The 21,386-nt window shown below is 73.7% G+C and carries 20 protein-coding genes; 13 read left to right on the top strand and 7 right to left on the bottom strand.

Annotated elements, in window-relative coordinates; translation table 11 throughout:
- Positions 1 to 35 precede the first annotated feature (35 nt).
- Positions 36 to 728: a B3/4 domain-containing protein gene (locus ACGFS9_RS04540; RefSeq protein WP_393250802.1), complete on the top strand. Its 693-nt coding sequence runs from the start codon at positions 36 to 38 to the stop codon at positions 726 to 728.
- A gap of 31 nt (positions 729 to 759) precedes the next feature.
- Here ACGFS9_RS04540 and ACGFS9_RS04535 read toward each other — a convergent pair whose 3' ends face one another.
- Positions 760 to 1,488, bottom strand: a complete 729-nt coding sequence (locus ACGFS9_RS04535; RefSeq protein WP_393250800.1) for a lysophospholipid acyltransferase family protein — start codon at positions 1,486 to 1,488, stop codon at positions 760 to 762.
- Between the two features lie 439 nt (positions 1,489 to 1,927).
- On the opposite strand from ACGFS9_RS04535, the gene ACGFS9_RS04530 reads away from it, so the two are divergent.
- The 5 genes from ACGFS9_RS04530 (at position 1,928) to ACGFS9_RS04510 (ending at position 6,569) form a co-directional block, all read left to right on the top strand.
- Entirely contained in the window at positions 1,928 to 2,278 is a 351-nt protein-coding gene (locus tag ACGFS9_RS04530) for a TlpA family protein disulfide reductase (RefSeq protein WP_393250798.1), read from the top strand.
- Between the two features lie 223 nt (positions 2,279 to 2,501).
- A complete protein-coding gene (locus tag ACGFS9_RS04525; protein WP_393251260.1) occupies positions 2,502 to 3,011 on the top strand; it encodes a flavin reductase family protein in 510 nt (169 codons plus the stop codon).
- 211 nt (positions 3,012 to 3,222) lie between these two features.
- Entirely contained in the window at positions 3,223 to 4,008 is a 786-nt protein-coding gene (locus tag ACGFS9_RS04520) for an electron transfer flavoprotein subunit beta/FixA family protein (RefSeq protein WP_393250796.1), read from the top strand.
- 99 nt (positions 4,009 to 4,107) lie between these two features.
- Positions 4,108 to 5,070 (top strand): electron transfer flavoprotein subunit alpha/FixB family protein, encoded by a 963-nt coding sequence (locus tag ACGFS9_RS04515; protein ID WP_393250794.1) that lies wholly within the window; start codon positions 4,108 to 4,110, stop codon positions 5,068 to 5,070.
- A gap of 194 nt (positions 5,071 to 5,264) precedes the next feature.
- Positions 5,265 to 6,569 carry a DUF6986 family protein gene (locus tag ACGFS9_RS04510; protein ID WP_393250792.1) on the top strand — a complete coding sequence of 435 codons (1,305 nt, stop codon included), beginning with the start codon at positions 5,265 to 5,267 and terminating at the stop codon, positions 6,567 to 6,569.
- Positions 6,570 to 6,877: 308 nt separating this feature from the next.
- Here the strand turns inward: ACGFS9_RS04510 and ACGFS9_RS04505 are convergent, their stop codons facing one another.
- Positions 6,878 to 7,960, bottom strand: coding sequence for a LacI family DNA-binding transcriptional regulator (locus ACGFS9_RS04505; RefSeq protein ID WP_393250790.1), 1,083 nt, complete (start codon positions 7,958 to 7,960; stop codon positions 6,878 to 6,880).
- A gap of 252 nt (positions 7,961 to 8,212) precedes the next feature.
- On the opposite strand from ACGFS9_RS04505, the gene ACGFS9_RS04500 reads away from it, so the two are divergent.
- The 3 genes from ACGFS9_RS04500 to ACGFS9_RS04490 all read left to right on the top strand — a co-directional run bounded on the left by ACGFS9_RS04500 (position 8,213) and on the right by ACGFS9_RS04490 (position 10,790).
- Entirely contained in the window at positions 8,213 to 9,166 is a 954-nt protein-coding gene (locus tag ACGFS9_RS04500; protein WP_393251259.1) for an ROK family protein, read from the top strand.
- 253 nt (positions 9,167 to 9,419) lie between these two features.
- A complete protein-coding gene (locus ACGFS9_RS04495; protein WP_393250788.1) occupies positions 9,420 to 9,617 on the top strand; it encodes a hypothetical protein in 198 nt (65 codons plus the stop codon).
- 135 nt (positions 9,618 to 9,752) lie between these two features.
- On the top strand, positions 9,753 to 10,790 hold the full coding sequence (locus ACGFS9_RS04490) for an NUDIX domain-containing protein (protein ID WP_393251258.1): 1,038 nt from the start codon (positions 9,753 to 9,755) through the stop codon (positions 10,788 to 10,790).
- A 460-nt stretch (positions 10,791 to 11,250) separates the two neighbouring features.
- Here ACGFS9_RS04490 and ACGFS9_RS04485 read toward each other — a convergent pair whose 3' ends face one another.
- Positions 11,251 to 12,606: a dipeptidase gene (locus tag ACGFS9_RS04485; protein ID WP_393250786.1), complete on the bottom strand. Its 1,356-nt coding sequence runs from the start codon at positions 12,604 to 12,606 to the stop codon at positions 11,251 to 11,253.
- Positions 12,607 to 12,787: 181 nt separating this feature from the next.
- On the opposite strand from ACGFS9_RS04485, the gene ACGFS9_RS04480 reads away from it, so the two are divergent.
- On the top strand, positions 12,788 to 14,110 hold the full coding sequence (locus ACGFS9_RS04480; protein ID WP_393250784.1) for a geranylgeranyl reductase family protein: 1,323 nt from the start codon (positions 12,788 to 12,790) through the stop codon (positions 14,108 to 14,110).
- Positions 14,111 to 14,439: 329 nt separating this feature from the next.
- Here ACGFS9_RS04480 and ACGFS9_RS04475 read toward each other — a convergent pair whose 3' ends face one another.
- Positions 14,440 to 14,889 (bottom strand): nitroreductase family deazaflavin-dependent oxidoreductase, encoded by a 450-nt coding sequence (locus ACGFS9_RS04475; RefSeq protein ID WP_393250782.1) that lies wholly within the window; start codon positions 14,887 to 14,889, stop codon positions 14,440 to 14,442.
- A 314-nt stretch (positions 14,890 to 15,203) separates the two neighbouring features.
- Here ACGFS9_RS04475 and ACGFS9_RS04470 point away from each other — a divergent pair, with 314 nt between their 5' ends.
- Complete coding sequence (locus ACGFS9_RS04470) at positions 15,204 to 15,914, top strand: TetR/AcrR family transcriptional regulator (protein ID WP_393250780.1); 711 nt, start codon at positions 15,204 to 15,206, stop codon at positions 15,912 to 15,914.
- A 335-nt stretch (positions 15,915 to 16,249) separates the two neighbouring features.
- On the opposite strand, the gene ACGFS9_RS04465 is transcribed toward ACGFS9_RS04470, so the two are convergent.
- The gene (locus ACGFS9_RS04465) at positions 16,250 to 16,639 is read right to left on the bottom strand and encodes a DUF6086 family protein (RefSeq protein WP_393250778.1); all 390 of its coding nucleotides are present in this window, start codon (positions 16,637 to 16,639) and stop codon (positions 16,250 to 16,252) included.
- A gap of 215 nt (positions 16,640 to 16,854) precedes the next feature.
- Between ACGFS9_RS04465 and ACGFS9_RS04460 the strand changes: the two genes are divergently transcribed.
- Positions 16,855 to 18,090, top strand: a complete 1,236-nt coding sequence (locus tag ACGFS9_RS04460; protein ID WP_393250776.1) for a sensor histidine kinase — start codon at positions 16,855 to 16,857, stop codon at positions 18,088 to 18,090.
- Positions 18,087 to 18,752, top strand: coding sequence for a response regulator (locus tag ACGFS9_RS04455; protein ID WP_393250774.1), 666 nt, complete (start codon positions 18,087 to 18,089; stop codon positions 18,750 to 18,752). The genes ACGFS9_RS04460 and ACGFS9_RS04455 overlap by 4 nt, the downstream gene beginning before the upstream one ends.
- A gap of 396 nt (positions 18,753 to 19,148) precedes the next feature.
- Here ACGFS9_RS04455 and ACGFS9_RS04450 read toward each other — a convergent pair whose 3' ends face one another.
- The gene (locus tag ACGFS9_RS04450) at positions 19,149 to 19,895 is read right to left on the bottom strand and encodes a maleylpyruvate isomerase family mycothiol-dependent enzyme (protein ID WP_393250772.1); all 747 of its coding nucleotides are present in this window, start codon (positions 19,893 to 19,895) and stop codon (positions 19,149 to 19,151) included.
- Positions 19,896 to 20,161: 266 nt separating this feature from the next.
- On the bottom strand, positions 20,162 to 21,328 hold the full coding sequence (locus ACGFS9_RS04445) for an MFS transporter (RefSeq protein WP_393250770.1): 1,167 nt from the start codon (positions 21,326 to 21,328) through the stop codon (positions 20,162 to 20,164).
- Positions 21,329 to 21,386 lie beyond the last annotated feature (58 nt).

The raw sequence follows: 21,386 nt of genomic DNA, 5'->3' as shown, positions 1-21,386 counted from the left end.
GCCTCCCATCCGCACACCCCGAGGCGAGGCAGACGATGACCCTCACGCTCACCGTGTCCGACGAGGTCCGCGCGCTCGCGCCCGGCTTCACCCAGGTCGCCGTCGAGGCGGACGGGCTGGTGAACGGGCCGAGCAGCGATGCCACGTCGGCCCTCCTGGACGACGCCGCGCACCGGCTCGCGCAGCGTCTGGGGGGCCGGGCTCCGCACGAGGACCCGCACATGGCGGCCTGGCGCGCGACGTACACGGCGTTCGGTTCCAAGCCCTCCCGGACCCGCAACTCCGCCGAGGCGCTGGCCCGGCGCGCCCTCACCGGCGCGGGCCTCCCGCGGATCAACGTGCTCGTGGACGTCTACAACGCGATCAGCGTGGCCCACCTGATTCCCGTCGGCGGCGAGGACACCGACCGCATCCAGGGGGCGATGCGCCTCGTCCGCGCCCGAGGCGAGGAGGAGTTCGTGACGGTCGCGGGCGGCGAGCAGGTCGTCGAACACCCCGAGGCCGGCGAGGTGGTGTGGCGCGACGACGCCGGTGTCACCTGCCGGCGGTGGAACTGGCGCCAGGGGCCCCGTACACGGCTCACGGAGGAATCCACCGCGGCGCTCTTCCTGCTGGAGAGCCTCGCGCCGATGCCCGTCGCGGACGTCGAGCGCGCCGGAGCCGAACTCGCCGAACTGCTCGAGAAGTTCAGCCCCGGGGCGCGCATCACGGTGCACGCCCCGCGCTGAGCCGGGGCGCGCGGTGCGGACGGGAGGGCGCTCAGCGTGCCTCGGCCGCGCGCACCTCTTCCGGAGTCGGCGCGCTGCCGCCGAGATGGGCGGGCAGCCACCAGGTGTCGTCCGGACCCTTGGGTCGCACCGGGTAGGCGCGCTGTGCGGCCTCCAGCAGTTCCTGGACCCGCTCGCGCAGCCGCCGGGTGATGGCGCCCGCGTACTGGTCCTGCGGCGCCTCCACCGGCTCGCCGACCCGGATGGTGATGGGGGTGTGGCTGCGCTTGAAGTTGCGCGGGTGCCCCTTCGTCCACAGGCGCTGCGTACCCCACAGAGCCATCGGGACCAGCGGCACACCGGCCTCCTGGGCCATGCGTGCGGCGCCCGACTTGAAGCTCTTCAGGGTGAACGACTGGGAGATGGTCGCCTCGGGGAAGACGCCGACGATCTCACCGGAGCGCAACGACTCCAGCGCGTGCTGGTAGGCCGTCTCGCCCTGCTTGCGGTCCACGGGGATGTGCTTCATGCCGCGCATCAGCGGACCGGAGATCCGGTGGCGGAACACGGACTCCTTCGCCATGAAGCGCACCAGGCGCTTCTGCGGCAGGGCGGCCAGGCCGTCGAAGATGAAGTCCAGGTAGCTGATGTGGTTGCTGACCAGCACGGCGCCGCCCGAGCGCGGAATGTTCTCCGATCCCTGACAGTCGATCTTGAGGTCCCAGGCCTTGAACAGGGTCTGGGCGAAGGCGACGACGGGACGGTAGACAAGCTCTGCCATGGACGGAGTGGACCCTTCTCTCTGCCTGGGAAGGGGTCTCCCGGCGGGAAAGTTACGCAGCCGTAGGTTTACGGCATTGCGCAGATCGTGCCCGAAGAACGGACGGGTGGCCAGTCCTGGTGCCGTGGAACGGCGAGATCCTTGTCACGTCGCCCACCTGATCCACCTCGGGCTTTTAATCTTCCTTTACGTCGTATGCATCGTGACGCACCGCGCGAGCAGGTACATCTCGCACCCCAGGCAGTACCCGAACGCCGTACGGGGAAACGCCGCCGCGGGCCCGCCCGTGGGGTGGATCGGCCGGCCGCGGGGTTGAACGGCGGGCCGCCCGCCCGCGGTCCCGGACGCCGCGTGCCGGTCCGCGGCCGGCGCCGGGAATCTTCGGGGTCGCCCGAACGCTGGTGCAGGGGACGAGGGCGTACGGAGGGAGAGCGGGACGGTGGCGGTGGGCGGGCGCGACGGCGGCAGGCTGCTGGGTGCGGCGGAGTTGGGGGAGGAGCTGGGTCCACGGGCCACGCTGGTGCAGTTCTCCAGCGCGTTCTGCTCGCCCTGCCGGGCGACCCGGCGGGTGCTCGGCGAGGTGGCCGGCATGGTGCCCGGCGTCTTCCATGTGGAGATCGACGCGGAGGACCGCCTCGACCTCGTGCGCGATCTCGGCATCCTCAAGACGCCGACCGTGCTCGTCCTCGACGCGGACGGCCGGATCGTGCGGCGGGCCGCGGGGCAGCCGCGCAAGGCGGATGTCATCGCCGCGCTGGGCGAGGCCGTCCGAACGGGACGATCATGGTGAGTCATCTCGCAGAACCCCGTACGCACTTGACTGCGCGCACCACCTATCGTCAGCCTGACCGTATGCCCCCGGAACCCCTTGTCGACGAGCGCCCGTCCGCGGAAGCCGCGCCCACCCCGCACACGGACCGTCCGGGCCGTTGAGCAGCCAAGGACCCCTCGCCGCCCCCGGCCCGGCCCGGGCGGGAGGTCTTCCGCACCAGCCCTCGCAGAAGGACGGCTCCATGTCGTTCGTGCCCGCCCTCGGCACCGCGCGGCCGGCCTCTCCCGACCTGCTGCGGTCGGTCTTCCGGCGGCACGCGGCCGGAGTGGCCGTGATCACGGCCGCCGGTCCGGCCGGGCCCGTCGGATTCACCGCCACCTCGCTCACCTCCGTGTCGGCCGAGCCCCCGGTGGTCTCCTTCGGGATCGGCACCGGCGCGTCCAGCTGGCCCGCCATCGCCGAGTGCACCCACGTCGGCGTCCACGTGCTCGGTGCGCACCAGCAGGACCTCGCGGCCACCTTCGCGCTGAGCGGGGCCGACCGGTTCGGCTCGCCCACCCGTTGGAGTAAGGGCCCCGAGGAAGTTCCGGTCCTCGACGACGTGCTCGCCTGGCTGGTGTGCCGGGTCGTGGCGCGGGTACCGGCAGGGGACCACCGGATCGTCCTGGCGGAGGTCGAGCTCGGGGACTCCTCGGGTGTGGGCGGTCCGCTGCTGTACCACCAGGGGCGGTTCAACCGCCTGCGCGACTGAGCGGTAGGCGGCCGGCGTCAGAGGCCGCCGGTTACGCAGCGTTGCGAAGGTCACAGTTCAAAGCGCTTGCTTAGCGGGCACCCAATGGTTGTACTGGCGAGTAATATTTCGTTCGGAGCGCGGGCCGCCCCGACCGGGATCGCCCGCTTCAGGCGCCTATGCTGCCTGGAAGAAGGCAGCCCAGAAATGACGATGCAGTAGGAGAGCCGGCGTGAGCTTGAGGATCGTTGTCACTGTGAAGTACGTGCCCGACGCCACCGGCGACCGGCACTTCGCCGATGACCTGACCGTCGACCGTGACGACGTGGACGGCCTGCTGTCCGAGCTCGACGAGTACGCCGTCGAGCAGGCGCTGCAGATCGCCGACGAGGCGGACGACGCCGAGATCACCGTGCTGACCGTCGGCCCCGAGGACGCCAAGGACGCCCTGCGCAAGGCGCTGTCCATGGGTGCCGACAAGGCCATCCACGTGGAGGACGACGACCTCCACGGCACCGACGCCGTCGGCACCTCGCTGGTGCTGGCCAAGGCCATCGAGAAGGCCGGTTACGACCTGGTCGTCTCCGGCATGGCCTCGACCGACGGCACCATGGGTGTCGTGCCGGCCCTGCTGGCCGAGCGCCTCGGTGTTCCCCAGGTCACGCTGCTCTCCGAGATCTCCGTGGCGGACGGTGTGGTCAAGGGGCGCCGCGACGGCGACACCGCCTCCGAGTCGCTGGAGGCGTCCCTGCCCGCCGTCGTGTCGGTGACCGACCAGTCGGGCGAGGCCCGCTACCCGTCGTTCAAGGGCATCATGGCCGCCAAGAAGAAGCCGGTGGAGTCCTGGGACCTGGAGGACCTGGGCATCGAGGCGGGCGAGGTCGGCCTCGAAGGCGCCTGGACCAAGGTCGACGCCGCCACCGAGCGCCCCGCGCGGACCGCGGGCACGATCGTCAAGGACGAGGGCGAGGGCGGCAAGCAGCTCGCCGAGTTCCTCGCGGGCCAGAAGTTCATCTAGCCGCCGCGGGTCCGGGGCGCGTCCCCGGGCCGGCACAGCGGCCGAGGCCCACCCCGCTTACCGCCCCTCAGACTTCGCAATCCGCAGGAGAGCATTCCCATGGCTGAAGTTCTCGTCTACGTCGACCACGTGGACGGCGCCGTCCGCAAGCCCACCCTGGAACTGCTGACGCTGGCCCGCCGCATCGGCGAGCCCGTCGCCGTCGCGCTCGGCTCCGGTGCCGAGAGCACCGCCGCCGCGCTCGCCGAGCACGGCGCGGTGAAGGTCCTCGCGCACGACGCCTCCGAGTACGCCGACTACCTGGTCGTACCGAAGGTCGACGCCCTCCAGGCGGCCGTCGAGGCCGTCTCCCCGGCCGCCGTGCTCGTGCCGTCCTCCGCCGAGGGCAAGGAGATCGCGGCCCGGCTGGCGCTGCGCATCGGTTCGGGCATCGTCACCGACGCCGTCGACCTGGAGGCCGGGGCCGAGGGTCCGGTCGCCACGCAGTCGGCGTTCGCCGCGTCGTACACCACCAAGTCCCGCATCTCCAAGGGCACCCCGGTCATCACGGTCAAGCCGAACTCGGCCGCCGTGGAGGCCGCCCCGGCCGCCGGCGCGGTCGAGGCCCTCGCCGTGACCTTCTCCGCCGCGGCGACGGGCACCAAGGTGACCTCCCGCACGCCGCGCGAGTCCACCGGCCGCCCCGAGCTGACCGAGGCCGCGATCGTCGTCTCCGGCGGCCGCGGCGTCAACGGTGCCGAGAACTTCTCGGTCATCGAGGGTCTCGCCGACTCGCTCGGCGCCGCCGTGGGCGCCTCGCGTGCCGCCGTGGACGCCGGCTGGTACCCGCACACCAACCAGGTCGGCCAGACCGGCAAGTCCGTCTCGCCGCAGCTGTACATCGCCTCCGGCATCTCCGGAGCGATCCAGCACCGCGCCGGCATGCAGACGTCGAAGACGATCGTGGCGATCAACAAGGACGCCGAGGCGCCGATCTTCGACCTGGTCGACTACGGCGTGGTCGGCGACCTCTTCGAGGTCGTCCCCCAGCTCACCGAGGAGATCAAGTCCCGCAAGGGCTGATCGCCCGGCGCCGTACGAGGCCCCCGTGACCGCGAGCCGGTCACGGGGGCCTCGGTGCATCCTGGGGAGGCCGGTCGCGCGGGGCGGCCGGACCGTCCCACGATCCAAGCGGGTGTTGACCCGCGAGAAGTCCGCCGGATAACTTCGCACTACGGATTGTTGATTCCGTACTGTGGAAAACAGGAGGGTGTGGAATGGGTCAGGGCCAGCAGGAGACGGTGGCGACGAGCCTCGCGGGAGCCGTCGGCGAGGAGATCAGCGCCTCCCTCGCCCCGGTCGACGCCGAACTGGAGCGCCGCTACCCCGGAGACCCCGGCACCCGCCAGCCCGTCCACACCGTGTACGTCCCCGGCGACGCCTTCGCCGCCGGCACCCTGCGGGCCTGGGGCGACCGCGCACTCGACGCCCTCGACGAACACGCACCCGACGCGGCCTCCTTCGCCGCGGTCCTCGGCCTCGCGGACGAACTCGCGGAACCGGTGTACGACCGCGTCCGCGCCAAACTCGAACGCGAGCCCGTCGAGGACCTGCGCGTCGACTTCGAGGACGGGTACGGGCCCCGCCCGGACGCCGAGGAGGACGAGGCGGCGGCCCGCGCGGCCCGGCTGATCGCCGAGGCCTACCGGAACGGCACCGCCGCCCCCTACATGGGCATCCGCATGAAGTGCATGGAGGCGCCGGTACGCGACCGGGGCATCCGGACGCTCGACATCTTCCTGACCGGCCTGATGGAGGCCGGCGGCCTGCCCGACGGGCTGGTGCTCACCCTGCCCAAGGTGACGTACCCCGAGCAGGTCACCGCCATGGTCCGGCTCCTGGAGCACTTCGAGAAGGCGCGCGGCCTGGAGCCCGGCCGGATCGGCTTCGAGATCCAGATCGAGACCAGCCAGTCCATCCTCGCCACCGACGGTACCGCGACCGTCGCCCGGATGATCCAGGCCGCCGAGGGCCGCGCCACCGGCCTGCACTACGGCACCTTCGACTACAGCGCCTGCCTCGGCGTGTCCGCCGCCTACCAGGCGAGCGACCACCCGGCCGCCGACCACGCCAAGGCGGTCATGCAGGTCGCCGCCGCCGGTACGGGCGTCCGCGTCTCGGACGGCTCCACCAACGTGCTGCCCGTCGGCCCCACCGGGAAGGTGCACGACGCCTGGCGCCTGCACTACGGCCTCACCCGGCGCGCCCTGGCCCGCGCCTACTACCAGGGCTGGGACATGCACCCCGGTCACATCCCGACCCGTTACGCCGCCGTGTTCGCCTTCTACCGCGAGGGCTTCGAGCAGGCCGCCGCGCGCCTCGCCCGCTACGCCAACCGGACGGGCGGCGACGTCATGGACGAGCCCGCCACCGCCAAGGCGCTCAGCGGCTACCTGCTGCGCGGCCTCGACTGCGGCGCCCTCGACATCGCCGAGGTCGCCCGCGCCAGCGGCCAGACCCGGGCCGACCTGGAGGCGTTCGCCTCGCCCCGCCGCGGTGACCTGACGGTCTCCGGCCGGTAGACGCCCACCACCGGCCCTCCCCGTCGCACCGTCCCGTATGCCCGTGCGGCAGGGAGGGCCGATGGTCCGGGGTCCCGCGCCACCGGAGCCGTCGCCGCGAGACGCGGCTGGGGGCCGGCGGCGCTGCCGCGCGGACCCGCTGAGCCGGTCCGGGGCACGCCCCCGCTCCACGGGCCGGCACGGCCGGACCCGCCGGCCGAACCGCGGGCCGCCGGTCCTGGCCGCCTCCCCCGGCGACGGCCCGGCGGGCTCGGTCGCGACGCGTCTCGGGGCGCGCGCCCCGCCCTGCCGGGCCGTGCCTGCGTCCGTCAGTCCGCCGGGCGCAGTTCCCCCGACCCGCGGGTGATGAGGCGGGTCGGGAGTTCGATGCGCTCGGGGGCGATCTGGGTGCCGTCGAGCTGGCGGAAGAGACGTTCGGCGGCGGTCCGGCCGAGCGCGGCGGCGTCCTGGGCGACCACCGTCACACCCGGTTCCAGCAGGTCGGCGAGTTCGATGTCGTCGAAGCCGACGAGAGCCACCGGCCGGCCGCGTTCGGCGATCACCCGGACCACGGTGACGGTGACGCGGTTGTTGCCGGCGAAGACCGCGGTCACGGGGGAGGGTCCGGAGAGCATCCGCTCGGCCGCCTCACGGACCCGCTGCGGGTCGGTCACGCCGAGGGACATCCAGCCGTCCTCGACGACTATGCCGGCGTCCTCCATCGCCGCCCGGTAGCCGCGCAGCCGCTCGGCGGCCGTGTGGATGCGCGGCATGTCGCCGATGAAGCCGATGCGCCGGTGCCCGTGCGCGATGAGATGGGCCACTCCGTCCCGGGCACCGCCGAAGCTGTCGGACAGGACGGCGTCGGCGTCGATCCGGCCGGCCGGCCGGTCCACGAAGACCGTGGCGACGCCCGCCTTTATCTCCGGCTCCAGGTAGCGGTGGTCGTCTCCGGCCGGGATGACCACCAGGCCGTCCACGCGCCGCGCGCACAGGGCGAGGACCAGCTCCTGCTCGCGGTCCGGGTCCTCCGCGCTGGAACCGTTGATCAGCAGGGCGCCGTGCGCCCGCGCCACCTCCTCGACCGCGCGGCTCAGCGGCCCGTAGAAGGGGTCGGCCAGGTCCTCCAGCACCAGGCCGATACTGGCGGTGCGGCCCTTGCGCAGCACACGCGCGCTGTCGTTGCGGCGGAAGCCCAGGGCGTCGATGGCCTCCTGGACGCGCCGCTCGGTGTCCGGGGTGACCCCGGGCTCGCCGTTGACCACGCGGGAGACCGTCTTCAGGCCGACTCCCGCACGCGCCGCGACGTCCTTCATGGTCGGACGGTTTCCGTAGCGGTTCTCGGATCGGCGAGCGGTCTCGGCCACGATGTGCTGTCCTGTCCTGTCGTCCACGGGGATGCGTAGGTCCATGGGGTTGTATGAGGATGTGGCGTCGAGCATAGAGCCTGGACAACGTTGTCAGATGCGGGAGACACTGTCCACGCCAATCTCCGGCCTGCGTCGTCCCCAGGGCGCAGCGGTCGAGGGCGTCCGCGGACGCCCTCCGAACGGTGGACGACGGGACCCGATCGGGTCCCGTTTTCGGCCGTTCCCCGACCGGAGGCACCCCGGACCCCCGGCGCGGCGGGCCCGTCACGACACCCCATGGGAGACCTGACTCTGATGCACACCGACCTCGTGGCCGCGCTCGACATCGGCGGCACCAAGATCGCCGGAGCGCTGGTGGACGGCCACGGCCGGATCCTGTCCCGCGCGCAGCGCGCGACGCCCGCGCGGGAGGACGGCGACACCGTGATGCGAGCCGTCGAGGACGTGATCGGCGATCTGTGCGAGTCCCCGCTGTGGGGCAGGGCCAGCGCCGTCGGCATCGGCAGCGCGGGCCCCGTCGACGCCTCGGCCGGCACGGTGAGCCCGGTGAACGTGCCCGGCTGGCGCGGCTACCCGCTGGTGGAGCGGGTCGCCAAGGCCGCCGGCGGGCTGCCCGTCGAGCTGATCGGCGACGGTGTGGCCATCACGGCGGCCGAGCACTGGCAGGGAGCGGCCCGCGGCCACGACAACGCCCTGTGCATGGTGGTGTCGACCGGCGTGGGGGGCGGCCTGGTGCTGGACGGACGGCTGCACCCCGGTCCCACCGGCAACGCGGGCCACATCGGGCACATCAGCGTCGACCTGGACGGGGACCTCTGCCCCTGCGGGTCCCGTGGCTGCGTCGAGCGGATCGCCAGCGGCCCGAACATCGCGCGCCGGGCGATCGAGGGCGGCTGGCGTCCCGGTCCCGACGGCGACACCTCCGCCGCCGCCGTGGCCCAGGCCGCCCGCGCGGGTGATCCGGTGGCCGTGGCGTCCTTCGAGCGCGCCGCACGCGCCCTCGCGGCGGGCATCGCGGCCACCGCGACCCTGGTGGAGATCGACATCGCGGTGATCGGCGGCGGCGTCGGCAAGGCCGGCGACGTGCTGTTCACCCCGCTGCGCCGGGCCCTGGCCGACTACGCGACGCTCTCCTTCGTCCGGCGGCTGACGGTCGCGCCCGCGCTCATGGGCACGGACGCCGGCCTGGTCGGTGCCGCGTCGGCCGCCCTGACCCGCCGGGCGGACGCCTCGACGGCCGGCGTCTGACCGCCGGGACACCCGCGCGTCGCGCCGGGGCCGCACCACCGGTTCCGCCTCCGACCGGAGAAACGATTCCGCCCGGAGCGCGAACCGGTGGAGCGGCCCGCCGGAGCGAAGGAAGGGAACTCCGGCGCACTCCCCGCGCACCAGGGGCGCGGGCGATCGGTCCGTGAGCCGGCGGCGCGGGCCGCGTCCCGGTGGCGGGAGGAGGTTCGCGATCGACCCGTGACCCCGTCACGTCTTCGCAGTTGAACGGGGCATGAAGAAGCGCAGCATGCTCGCCATCGCCTCCCTCGCCACCGGGTTCGTCGTCGCGGCGATCACCCCGTCGCACGCCCTGGACGCGGACGCCCTGGGCGACCTCAACGTCAACGACACGCTCAGCAGCGTCGACCACACCGTCGGCAGCGACAGCCTGGCGGTCGACGAAGGGGCCCTGGGCGGCCTGAACAGCTGACCGTCCCGCGTATCCGGCGCCGGTGCCCCCGTCCCAGGGGACACCGGCGCCGCGCCGTCCGGGCCCCTCATCAGGGGCTGGTTTCCGTGGCAGGGTGGAGCGGGCAAGCCCAAGGGGGCCAACAGAAGAGGGGGAATCGTGATCGTCTGGATCAACGGTGCGTTCGGTGCGGGGAAGACCGCCACCGCACGGGAACTGATCGAGCTGATCCCGAACAGCACGCTCTTCGACCCCGAGATCGTCGGGGGCGCACTGACGCACCTGCTCCCCGCAAAGCACCTCGCCGAGGCCGGCGACCCGCACGACCTGCCGATCTGGCGCCGGCTCGTGGTCGACACGGCCGCCGCGATGCTCGCCGAACTCGGCGGCGTCCTCGTCGTCCCCGCGACCCTGCTCCGCCAGGAGCACCGCGACGAGATCTTCGGCGGTCTCGCCGCGCGGCGGATTCCGGTGCACCATGTGCTCCTCGCCCCGGCGGAAACGATCCTGCGCGAGCGAATAGCCGAGCGCGGTCCCGCTCCGGAGGCCGACGGCCCGCCACGGGCGCGCCAGTGGTCCGCCGACACCATCGAGCCCTACCGCGCCGCCCTCGGCTGGCTCACCGCCGACGCCCACACCGTGGACACCAGCGCGCTCACCCCCTACGAGACCGCCGTCCTGATCGCCGCCGCGGTACGCACCGGGGACGCGCCCGTGTGCGAGATCGTGCAGACCCCGGAGCCCACCGCCGAGACGGTCGCCGCCGGCGTGCTGCTCTTCGACGACCGCGACCGCTTCCTGCTCGTCGACCCCACCTACAAGGCGGGCTGGGAGTTCCCCGGCGGCGTCGTCGAGGCGGGGGAGGCCCCCGCCCGCGCCGGGATGCGCGAGGTGGCGGAGGAGACCGGGCTCACCCTGGAGGAGGTGCCCACCCTTCTCGTCGTCGACTGGGAGTCGCCCGCACCCCCCGGCTTCGGCGGCCTGCGGCTCCTCTTCGACGGGGGCCGACTCGACGCACACGCCGTCCGGGGACTGCTGTTGCCCGGACCCGAGCTGCGCGGCTGGCGCTTCGTCACCGAACGGGAGGCCGCCGATCTGCTGCCGCCGGTCCGCTACGAACGGCTCCGGTGGGCCCTGCGCGCACGCGAGCGCGGCGCCGCCCTCTACCTGGAGGCCGGCATCCCCCTCGGCTGAATCCGCCCACCCGGTCCGGCCTGTGGGGACGGGAGGGCGCCACGGGCCGGGGCCCGGCGGGCGGGCGTCACGGGCCGGGGCCCGGCGGGAGGCGGCCCCGCACCGCCCTGCGGCGGGAAGTGCGCGAAGGGGTGCACCACGGCACTCCCGAGCCGGCAGGGTGACCGGGTGTACCCGTGTGACGGCTGTGGCCGGCCGTCTGCCGTGCGTGTGCGAACCGGGTGGCCCTAGTGGCCCGCTCGGCACGGTGACCGGATGGACCCGTGTGACGGCGGTCGTCGGCCGTCTGCCGTGCGCGTGCGAACCGTGGTGGCCCTGGTGGCTCGCTCGGCAGGGCGACCGGGTGGACCGGTGTGACGGCGGTCGTCGGCCGTCTGCGCGTGCCGACCGTGGCGGCCCCGGCGGCCCGCACCGGCAGGGCGCGGGCCGCCGGGGCCGGCGGGCAGGTGCGGCGATCCGGTCAGCTCGCCGCGTAGTTCCTCAGGAACAGGGCCTCGGCGACCGAGAGGCGCTCCAACTCGTCGGGGGAGACGCTCTCGTTCACCGCGTGGATCTGCGCCTCCGGCTCGCTCAGACCGATGAGCAGGATCTCCGTCTCCGGGTAGAGCGAGGCGAGGGTGTTGCACAGCGGGATCGAGCCGCCCATGCCCGCGGCCTGCATCTCCTGGCCCGGATAGGCCACCGCCATCGCCTCGGCCATGGACGCGTACGCCGGGCTGGAGGTGTCCGCCCGGAACGCCTGGCCCTGGCCGATCTGCTCGGTGGTGACCCGCGCTCCCCACGGCGTGTGCGCCTCGAGGTGCGCCCGGAGCAGCCCGGTGGCCTCGCCCGCGTCCACGCCCGGCGGCACCCGCAGGCTGACCAGGGCCCGGGCCCCCGCGTGCACCGACGGCGTCGCGCCGACGACCGGCGGGCAGTCGATCCCGAGGACGGTCACCGCCGGCCGCGCCCACACCCGGTCGGCGACGGTGCCGGAACCGATCAGCTCCACCCCGTCCAGCACCTTGGCGTCCTCGCGGAACGCCTCTTCCTCGTACTGCAGTCCGTCCCACGCGGAATCGCCGTCCAGGCCGTCCACGGTCGTCGAACCGTCCTTGTCCCGCAGCGAGTCCAGCACTCGGATCAACGCGGCCAGCGCGTCGGGTGCCGCGCCGCCGAACTGGCCGGAGTGCAGGTTCCCCTCCAGGGTGTCCACCTGCACACGCACCAGGGTCATGCCGCGCAGGGTCGCGGTCACCGTGGGCAGCCCGGCGCGGAAGTTGCCCGCGTCGCCGATGACGATGGTGTCGGCGGTCAGCAGCTCCGGGTGCTGCTCGGCGTAGCGCTCCAGACCGCCGGTGCCCTGCTCCTCGGACCCCTCGACGATCATCTTGACGTGCACCGGCACGCCGCCGTTCGCCTTGAGCGCGCGCAGCGCCAGCAGGTGCATGACGACGCCGCCCTTGCAGTCGGCGCTGCCCCGTCCGTACCAGCGGCCGTCGCGCTCCACCAGGTCGAACGGCGGGCTCGCCCAGGCGGCCTCGTCCAGCGGCGGCTGCACGTCGTAGTGCGCGTACAGCAGAACCGTTTTGGCGCCCTCGGGGCCGCGCAGATGGCCGTACACCGACTGGGTGCCGTCCGGCGTGTCCAGCAGCGCCACGTCCTCGAAGCCCTCGGCGCGCAGCGCGTCGGCGATCCAGTTCGCCGCGCCCTCGCTCTCACTCCTCGGATACTGGTCGAAGTCCGCCACCGACTTGAAGGCCACCAGCTCGGTGAGCTCCGCCTTCGCCCGGGGCATGAGCGAGGCGACGGTCTCGGCGACCGGATTCGACGACATGGGCACGCTCCTCGTAGGTGCGACGTTGTACGTCCGTGTACAGGTGACGGTGACGCGCACACGTTCCGGGGTACCGGGACGTGCGCGCTGCCGATCCTCCCACAGCGGCCTGCGGCGACGCCCGCCGTAGGATGCTCGGGACAGGTGCGGCAGACGGCTGGACTGGGAGCAGTAGACCAACGTGAGCAGCGAGAACTCTTCGGCGGACGACGTGCGGCGTACGACGGACGACGAGCAGCGGGTGTGGGACGTCGTGGTCGTCGGTGCGGGGCCCGCGGGTGCTTCGGCCGCCTACGCGGCAGCGGTCGCGGGACGCAGCGTCCTCCTCCTGGAGAAAGCCGAACTGCCCCGCTACAAAACGTGCGGCGGCGGCATCATCGGACCCTCGCGGGACGCTCTGCCACCCGGTTTCGAGCTGCCGTTCAAGGACCGGGTGCACGCGGTCACCTTCTCCATGGAGGGCCGGTTCGCCCGCACCCGCCGGTCCCGGCAGATGCTGTTCGGTCTGATCAACCGGCCCGAGTTCGACCAGCAACTCGTGCAGTACGCGGAGAAGGCCGGCGCCGAACTCCGCACCGGGGCCACGGTCTCCCGCGTCGAGCAGCACGGCTCGGCCGTCCCCGATCGGCGCACGGTCGCCGTGGTCCTCCAGGGCGGCGAGACCGTCCTGGCCCGCGCGGTCGTCGGCGCCGACGGGAGCGCGAGCCGCATAGGGGCGCACGTCGGGGTGAAGCTCGACCAGGTCGATCTGGGCCTGGAGGCCGAGATCCCGGTCCCCGAGACCGTCGCGGAGGACTGGAAGGGCCGCGTCCTGATCGACTGGGGCCCGATGCCCGGCAGTTACGGCTGGGTCTTCCCCAAGGGCGACACCCTCACGGTCGGTGTCATCTCCGCCCGTGGTGAAGGTGCCGCCACCAAGCGGTACCTGGAGGACTTCATCGCCCGGCTCGGCCTCGCCGGATTCGAACCGGCGCTCTCCTCCGGGCACCTGACACGCTGTCGCGCCGACGACTCGCCGCTCTCGCGCGGCCGGGTGCTGGTCTGCGGCGACGCGGCGGGACTGCTCGAACCGTGGACCCGCGAGGGCATCTCGTTCGCGCTGCGCTCCGGCCGGCTGGCGGGGGAGTGGGCCGTGCGGATCGCCGAGGCGCACGACGCCGTCGACGCCCGCCGCCAGGCCCTGAACTACGCGTTCGCGATCAAGGCGGGCCTCGGCGTCGAGATGAGCGTCGGCAAGCGCCTGCTCGCGGTGTTCGAGCGCCGCCCGGGCATGTTCCACGCGGGACTCACCGGCTTCCGCCCCGTGTGGAAGGCCTTCGTGGGAATCACCCGCGGTTCCACCACGCTCGGTGAGCTGATCCGGTCACATCCGATGGCGGGGCGCGCCCTGTCCGCCTTCGACCGGGCGCCGCAGGGCGACAACGCCGGCGAGCCCGGAGCCGGGGACGCCGGGGCCGAGGACACCACGCCGCGAGCCGCCGAACCGCGGGGCGCGGAGGGATAGGACAGACCGGCCGCCGCCTCTGGGCACCGGTCCCCACGACGGGCCGTCGTATTGCGGGCTGCGGGCTGCGGGCTGCGGGCCGGGTCCGGCGAGACCGCCGATGTGCGGTGGCCCCGGACGGTTCGGCGTGCCGGGAGCCGGCGGCGCGTGCCGGTCCCTGACGGAGGTCGGGGAGCCGGGGCCGACGGGCGACAGTCGACGGGGGCCGATCCGGCGGGCCGGTCCCCGCGTCGGCCTTTCGCGGCCGGTTCGCCCTCGGGGCCGTTCCGGCCGGCAGTCCGTTCCGGGCTCGGCCGTCCGCGGTGCTCCGGGAGGCGGCCCGGTCCGCGTCAGCCGGTGACGGTGATGCGGAAGACGGGGTGGTCGGGGGCGATGCGGCGCAGCTCCTCGTCGGAGGAGTCGGGGCCGACCCCGCCGAAGAACACGCCGACCTCGGCCTTCCAGCGCTTGAGGTAGGCGCGCAGCAGCGGGGCCTTCTCGTCGTCGGGGACCTCGACCGCGGTGAAGGCCTCCACCTTCTTGCCCAGGCGCAGCTCCCCACCCCCGGCGGCCCGCATGTTGTGGGTCCACTGGACGTGGCCGCGGGGGGCCACGAGGTACTGCTCGCCGCCCACGGTGAGCAGGTTGACCGGCGTCGTGCGCCACTCGCCGCTCTTGCGGCCGCGGACGGCCAGCACCCGGGAGCCCCAGACGCTGAGGCCGCGCCGGGTCGTCCAGGCCACGGCGCGGTTGAGGACGTTCACGGTGAACCAGCCCGGCTTCTGGACGTGTGTCGACATGGTGACCTTCCGAGATCGCTGGAGGAGCGCCGCTCACTTTTGTGAGCACTGCTCTCGCTTGTTCTGAGTCTGCATGACGGACGGTTGCTGCGCAAGAGCACTGCTCTCGTTTCTGTGCACCGCTCTCGATTTGGAGTGGTGAGTAGTGGTGGTCCTCGTGTGCTCCCCGGTGTGGGAGCGGTCTGCGAGTCGAGCGTCGGGGGCGAGAGCGAGGGGTGGCAACCGGTGCGGGCGGGCCGCGGAGCATCGCTCTGATTGCGGAGCGATGCTCTCGTTTGTGTGCACCGCTCCGAAAACGTGGAAGAATCCTCCGTATGAGCACAGCACGAGGGGCACGCGCCCGAGCCAGGATCGAGGTCACCGCGGCCATCAAGGACGAGGCCCGCAGACAGCTTGCCGCCGACGGCGCGTCCAAACTCTCCCTGCGGGCCGTGGCCCGCGAACTCGGCATGGTGTCCTCGGCGCTCTACCGCTACTTCCCGAGCCGCGACGACCTGCTGACCGCCCTCATCATCGACGCCTACGACTCGCTCGGCGAGGCCGCCGAGTCCGCGCACGCCGACGTGACCGGCGCCGCGCCCCGGGACCGATGGATCGCCGTGTGCCTGGCGGCGCGGCGGTGGGCCCTGGAGCACCCGCACGAGTACGCGCTCATCTACGGCTCACCCGTGCCCGGGTACGTCGCGCCCCAGACCACCGTGCCGGCCGCCGCGCGGGTGGGGCTGCTGCTCATCGGCGTGGTGCGGGACGCCTACGCGGGCCGGGGCGTGGCCCGGACGAGACTGCCCGCCGAGCTGACGGCCGAAGGACGGCGGATGGCCGCGGACATCGCGCCCGATCTGCCTCCCGACGTGGTCGTGCCGCTGGTAGCCGCCTGGGCGCAGCTCTACGGGCTGATCGGGTTCGAGGTGTTCGGCCAGTTCAACCGGGTCGTCGAGGATCGCGAACCCTTCTTCCGGCAGGCGGTGGGGCGGCTCGCGCACGACGTGGGACTGGTGTACCCGGAGCCGGCCGCCACGCCCTGACCCCGACTCCGGACGGCGCCGGCCGGGCCGGGGAAGAGCGCGCCCCGCGGTCCACGACGCGTTGGCCGCGGGGCGCGAGGTGTGAGCCGCGAGGCGTGGGCAGCGAGATATAGGGCGTGGGGCGTGGGCGTATCGGCCGTGGGCCGTGGGCCGATACGCCGTGCGGCAGTGGGGTCCTCGGTGGAGCCCGTGAGGCGTGAGCCGGAGAGGGGCGGCAGGCGGGGCAGGTCCGGGAGCCGGGATCGGTCGGCGGAGTGTCGGCCGGACGTCCGGTGCCGGGTCGGCGCCCAGGACGTCGTTTCTGACGGCTTGCTTCAGGGCCCGGCAGACACATTTCAGCGAGTCATGAACCGGTCCAGCTCGTGGGACTTCCCGCGCAGGTTGGCCGACCACGCGTCATGATCGGAAGGTGGTTGGTTCGAGGTCGAGTTCCAGTCCACCGCAATGCCGGCCCTCTCCGCGAGGACCAGCACCGTGGCGACGAATCCTTCGGACAGGGCGATCACGACGGCGTGGTTGATCTCGCGGTGCCGGACCAGCAGGGCATCGACGAAGGCTTTGAAGTCGGCCGGGTCGATCTGGCACTCGTCGGCTTCCATCGGTCCGATGCCGGAGACCAGATCCAGTTCGGCTTCGTAGAGGGCTACTTGGCGCAGGAACAGCCGAGAGGCGCCGTTGGACGGGTTCCACAGGGTCTGCTCGGCCATCTCGTAGTACTGGCTCACCGGGCCATCTCTTTCCTGGTCACAGGTGCAGCCTAGTCAGCCGGCGGTGGCCGCCTCGGGTTTGTGCCCGTACCCGGCACCGGGGCGAGCGCTGAGCATCCGGTGGCGTGCTCGCCGCCGCGGTCCCGGCCCGGTGCCGTACTTCCTGGGGAGTACGGGTGATCACCTCGCCCGGCGGACGCCCGGCGCGCGCTCGGCCGTCTAGCGTGACGGTCATGGAAGAGCAGCGCACTCCCGCCTCTCCCGCGTGGGGCGGTCCGCCGTGGTGGCGGCACGGGCCGCCCGGCCGGTACCACCGGGGCGACGGGGCGTGCGAGGGGCGATGGCCGTGGCGGTCGACCCTGCTGGTGTCCGCCGTCGTCCTGCTCGGTTCGGGCTTCGCGTCCCACGCCCGCCGGGGTGACCGGGTCGGTCTGGACGTCCTCGCCGTGGTTCTGCTGGTAGCGGGGTGCGGTCTGCTGCTCTGGCGGTGGCGGCATCCGGTGGCGGTCGCGTACGGGACGGCCGCCGTCGCCCTGGTGTACCTCGTCGCCGGCTACCCCTACGGGCCGGTCTTCCTGCCCGTCGCCGTGAGTTGTGCCGGCGCTGTGGTGGCCGGTCACCGCCGTGCGGCCTGGACCGCGATCGGACTGCTCTGGGCAGGGCACCTGCTGGTGTCCCACTGGCTGTACCGCCGGCTGCCGCCGGCCGGAGACGGTCCCGCCCCGTGGACGCAGGAGGCCGCCGTCGCGGCCTGGGTGATGGCCGTCGTGGCACTGTCGGAGCTGATCCGGGTCCGCCGTGAGCAGTGGGCCCGGGACCGGGCCGAGCGGGCGCAGGCCGCCCGCAGGCGGGCCGACGAGGAGCGGCTGAGGATCGCCCGTGAGCTGCACGACGTCCTCGCCCACAGCATCTCGGTGATCAACGTCCAGGCCGGCGTGGGTCTGGCGCTCCTCGACTCGGACCCCGAGCAGGCCAGGGCCGCCCTCACCACCATCAGGGCGGCGAGCAAGGAGGCCCTCGGAGAGGTGCGCCAGGTGCTCGGTGCCCTGCGCGTGCCGGGGGAGGCGCCCCGGACCCCCGCGCCGGGTCTGGGCCGGCTGCCCGAACTGGTCGAGCAGGCGGCGCGGGCCGGTCTGACGGTCGACGTCCGGGGCGCGGCGCCGCGGCCCGCCCCCGGGACCGACCTCGCCGCGTTCCGCATCGTGCAGGAAGCGCTCACCAACGTCGTCCGGCACTCGGGATCGCGGCGGGCGCTCGTGCGGCTGGACCACGCGGAGGGCGTGCTGCGGCTGACCGTCGACGACGACGGCCCGGCGACCGGCGCGGACGCGGGCGGGAGCGGCAACGGACTCGCCGGCATGCGGGAGCGGGCCGCCGCCCTGGGTGGCACGATCGAGGCGGGTCCGCGCGAGGACGGCGGCTTCCGGGTGCGGGCGGTTCTGCCGTGGAAGGGCGGGGAGGGCCGGTGATCCGTGTACTGCTCGCCGACGACCAGTCGTTGGTGCGGGCCGGGTTCAGGGCGCTGCTCGACGCGCAGCCGGACATCGAGGTGGTCGGCGAGGCGCCGGACGGCGAGGAGGCCGTGGCCGCGGTGCGCCGGCTGCACCCGGACGTCGTCCTCATGGACATCCGGATGCCCGTCCTCGACGGCCTCGCCGCGACCCGCGGGATCACCGCCGACGCGGGGCTGCGGGACGTCCGGGTGGTCATGCTCACCACCTTCGAACTCGACGAGTACGTCTTCGAGGCGATCCGTTCCGGCGCCTCGGGTTTCCTCGTCAAGGACACCGAGCCCGAAGAACTCCTGCGCGCCGTCCGGGCGGTGATGGCGGGCGACGCGCTGCTCTCGCCGGGGGTGACGCGGCGGCTGATCGCCGAGTTCGCGGCACGGTCCAGGGCGCCCGAGGTGTCGGCCTCGCTCGCCGGCCTCACCGATCGCGAGCGGGAGGTGATGGCGCTGGTCGGCCTCGGGCTCTCCAACGAGGAGATCGCCCGGCGTCTCGTCGTCAGCCCCCTCACGGCCAAGACCCACGTCAGCCGCACGATGGTGAAGCTGGGCGCCCGGGACCGGGCTCAACTCGTCGTGATCGCCTACGAGTCGGGGCTCGTGCGGCCGGGCTGGCTGGGCTGAGGCACCGCGCCCCGACCCTCGACCGCACCCACACTCCGGTCACCCGGGGTGCCAAGGCGACGGCGGCCGAGGCGCCGTCCGGGGGACGAGTGCTCGCGCGGCGCCCCGGCACCGGCCGGGGAAGGGCGCGGGGCCCGCGGCGGCGCCGGTCGGCGCGGAACGCGGCACGCCCCCGTACTTCTCCGGTCGCGGCCGTGACGGCGTCCGGCTCGGTCCGGGAGCGCCTGAGTCCCGCGTCGCGGACGGTGTCGCCGTGGTGCCGCATCCCCTGTTGCCGCCCCTGCGTCCGGTCGGGAGTCCCGCCGCTGGGCAGTGCAGGGAGTGCGGCGGGAGCGGGGCACCTCGGCCCGTGTCGCCGACGGCGGCCCGCGCCTCTTCCGCGGCGCTCCCTCAACGTCAGGTGATACGCGAGGTCTCCTGCCACAGCGTGGCGAGCGCGGCGTCGCCCGCCACGTTCGGGAACGGCGCCCGGTTCCACAGCGCGCGGTAGAGGGCAGGGGCCGGTCCCGAGAGTTCGCAGTCCGCGGCCGGGGCGTCCGCCGCCGGGTCCGTTCGCCGGCTCACCGGTGCGTCGGCCGACAGCCGAACCGTCCACACGGCTCCCGGCACGTCGGTGGCCGCGACGCGCAGCACCCGGGGCTCCTCGGTACGCACCCGGCTCTGGGGACGCGCGTGGAAGCCCTGGAGCAGTTCGTCGATGCCGTCCACCGCGAACTCCGGTGAGACCGGGTCGGGTTCGCCGCCGAGTGCCGACACGGCGTCCATCCGGTGCACCGCCGTCTCGTGCGCCTGGCGGCGCGCCCAGAAGGCGACTCCGGAGGGCGCCGGGAGGAAGCTCCAGCACGCCAGGTCCCTCGGCGCCCCGGCCAGCGTCTCCACGAGTACGGCGTGCCCCTCGCGGAACCAGGACAGCAGCGCGTCGCCGTCCAGGTCGGGCAGCCCGGCGTCGGGGCGGTAGGACGGAAGGCGCTCGGCGACGAACGCGGTGGCCCAGCGGTGGATCGCGCCGGTGTGCCGTACCAGGTCCCCGATCAGCCAGCCGGGGCAGGTGGCGACGGGGGCGTCGGTACCGGCCGCCTCGGCGGCGGCGAGCAGCAACCCGCCCTCACGGTCCAGCGTTTGCACGTAGTGCTCGATCTTCATGCCGTGAGTGTGCCCGATGGAGGGGCTGGGGTGGGCGAGTATTCCGCGGCGGACGAGGAAGGGCCGGGACGCGCAGGGGGGGGCGTGGCGCCGTCCGCCGGGGAGGGACGGGGCAGGACGGGCACACGGACGCCGGCCGGTGCGACCGCGGCGCGGGGTCGTCGGGTGGGGGAGGGGATGACGGCGGGCGGAGGCGGGGCGAGGCCGCCGGGCGGGAGTGAGCGACGGTCCGGGCCCGGTTCCGGCGAGCGCGGGCGCGGGTCCGGTCACGGCACGGCGGCCCGGCGGGTGGCGACGCCGATCAGCGCCGCCACCGCCGCGAGCACGGCCACGCTGGTCAGTGCTGCCGGCAGCGAGTACCAGTCGGCCATGAACCCGATCGCGGGCGGTCCGAGCAGCATGCCGCCGTAGCCCAGGGTGGAGGCGACGGCGATGCCGTCCGCTCCGGCGAGCGCGCCGGCCCGTTCGATCGCGACGGGGAAGAGGTTGGCCAGCCCGAGGCCGGTGACGGCGAAGCCCGGCAGGGCCGCCCCCACGGACGGGGCGAGCGCGGCGAGCAGCATGCCGAGCGCCGCCGTGGCACCGCCCGCCACGACCGTCCGGGTGCGGCCGAGCCGTTCGAGCAGTGTCGTGCCGCTCAGCCGCCCGATCGTCATGGCGAGGGCGAAGCAGGAGTAGCCGGCCGCGGCGACCCCCGGGTGGGCCGCGAGGTCCTGTTCCAGGTGCAGCGCTCCCCAGTCGGCGAGCGCTCCCTCGCCGTAGGCGGTGCACAGGGCGATCAGCCCGAAGACCACGACGAGTCCCCGGGTGCGGCGCGCCGGGCGTGGAGGTGCCGTCCGGTCGGTGTCGTGGGAAGGGGCGGGCGGCGCCGGTGGCTCGTGCCGCATCAGGGCGCGCCCGGCCGCGACGGTCACGGCCAGCCCGACCAGGGCGAGGGCCAGCAGGTGGCGTGTCGGGGACAGATGGGCGGCGACCAGGCCGCCGAGTCCCGCGCCGGCCATCCCGCCGAGGCTGAACGCCGCGTGGAAGCTCGGCATGACCGGGCGCCCGAGCGCGGTCACGACGTCGACGGCCACGCTGTTCATGGCCACGTTGATCCCGCCGTAGGCCATGCCGAACAGCAGCAGGACGGCGCCGAGCGCGGCGGCCGAGTGGGTGAGGGGCGGAAGGACGACGGCGAGGCAGAGGAGCACGGCGCAGCCGATGGTGACCTGCCGGCTGCCGAGGCGCCGGCAGAGCCGTCCGGTGAGGACCATGGTCACCACGGCCCCGGCGGACACACCGAGCAGGGCCAGCCCGAGCGCGCCGGCCGAGGCGCCCGTCTGCTCCTTGACGGCCGGGATGCGGACGACCCAGCCGGCGAAGACGAATCCGTCGAGGGCGAAGAACGCGGTGATCGCGCCGCGGAGCCCGGTGAGGGAGCGGTCCGGCACGACACTGTGCGGACGGGTTTTGTTTGTTGACGGCACAAACTCACGTTAGGCCGGTGCC

The organism is Streptomyces sp. NPDC048566, from assembly GCF_043199735.1.
In the GTDB taxonomy this organism is placed as follows: domain Bacteria; phylum Actinomycetota; class Actinomycetes; order Streptomycetales; family Streptomycetaceae; genus Streptomyces.
This window is presented reverse-complemented; position numbering and strand designations above follow the sequence as displayed.